Annotated in this window: 1 protein-coding gene; it reads left to right on the top strand. The window is 74.7% G+C overall.

The annotated features are described in order from the left end of the window. Positions 1–148 precede the first annotated feature (148 nt). Positions 149–1,141 carry an aldo/keto reductase gene (locus tag JS521_RS18255; protein WP_205084038.1) on the top strand — a complete coding sequence of 331 codons (993 nt, stop codon included), beginning with the start codon at positions 149–151 and terminating at the stop codon, positions 1,139–1,141. The last annotated feature ends 279 nt before the right edge of the window (positions 1,142–1,420 follow it).

Genomic DNA, 1,420 nt, shown 5'->3' with positions numbered 1-1,420 from the left:
GCCCCCTCGCCCTGGGGCCGCCCCTCGGCGCGGGGCGCGGGGGGCTCCCGGGGGCGCCCCCCTTCGGGGGGGGGGCCCTAGGGGGCCCCCCCCCCCCCCCCACCCGGTTCACCCCGCCCGCCCCTTCCGATGCGTGAAGCGGAATAGCATGATCCCCATGGAACAGCGCACACTCGGCAGGACCGGCCGTGACGTCTCGGTCGTCGGACAGGGCACCTGGCAGCTCGGCGGTGACTGGGGCGAGGTCGCGGAGGACGACGCGTTCGACGTCCTCGACGCGGCCGTCGCATCCGGCGTCACCTTCTTCGACACCGCGGACGTGTACGGGGACGGCCGCAGCGAACAGCTCATCGGCCGCTACCTCGAGAACCGCCCCGACGCGAACGTCTTCGTCGCCACCAAGATGGGCCGCCGCGCCGACCAGGTGCCGGAGAACTACGTCCTGGACAACTTCCGTACCTGGAACGACCGTTCCCGGGCCAACCTCGGCACCGACACGCTCGACCTCGTGCAGCTGCACTGCCCGCCCAGCAGCGTCTACTCCTCCGACGCCGTCTACGACGCCCTGGACACCCTGGTCGCCGAGCAGCGGATCGCCGCCTACGCGGTGAGCGTCGAGACCTGCGCCGAGGCGCTGGCCGCCATCGCGCGCCCCGGCGTCGCGAGCGTGCAGATCATCCTCAACCCGTTCCGCCTCAAGCCGCTCGACGAGGTGCTCCCGGCGGCCGCCGCCGCGGGCGTCGGCATCATCGCGCGCGTCCCGCTCGCCTCCGGGCTGCTCTCCGGCAAGTACACCAAGGACACCGTCTTCGGCCCCGAGGACCACCGGACGTACAACCGGCACGGCGAGGCGTTCGACCAGGGTGAGACGTTCTCCGGCATCGACTACGCCACCGGCGTCGCCGCGGCCGCCGAGTTCGCGGAACTGGCCCCCGAGGGCGCCACCCCCGCGCAGACCGCGCTGCGCTGGATCATCCAGCAGCCGGGCGTCACCAGCGTCATCCCCGGGGCACGCTCGGTGGAGCAGACCCGCGCCAACGCGGCGGCCGCCGCCCTGCCGCCACTGCCGCAGAGCACGCTGGACGCCGTACGGGAGCTCTACGACCGGTCGATCCGCGCGGAGGTCCACGACCGCTGGTGACAGCGGGCGGGAGCGGCGGACGGGGGAGGGGGATGGGGGAGCGGCGGACGGGGCGCAGTCGTCCCGCGCGGCCGCCCCGGCTCCGGCCCCCGTGCCGGCCCCCAGACCCGTACCCGCCGTGGTTACCTTCCCCGCATACCGGGCCCGGGTGCGGGGGCCGGTGTGGGGGGCGGGCTTGACCCTTCGTCCGGGGGGGGGGGGGACGGGTTTACGGACTTGTTGTGGGCCACCGGTCGCGCCGAGTTGCCGGACCACCCGCGCCGCACGTCGTGGCGGTGG

Origin of the sequence: Streptomyces durocortorensis, assembly GCF_016901035.1 — a bacterium.
GTDB classification, from domain to species: domain Bacteria; phylum Actinomycetota; class Actinomycetes; order Streptomycetales; family Streptomycetaceae; genus Streptomyces; species Streptomyces durocortorensis.
The sequence above is the reverse complement of the archived record's forward strand: the minus strand, read 5'-3'. Positions and strand labels throughout refer to the sequence as shown.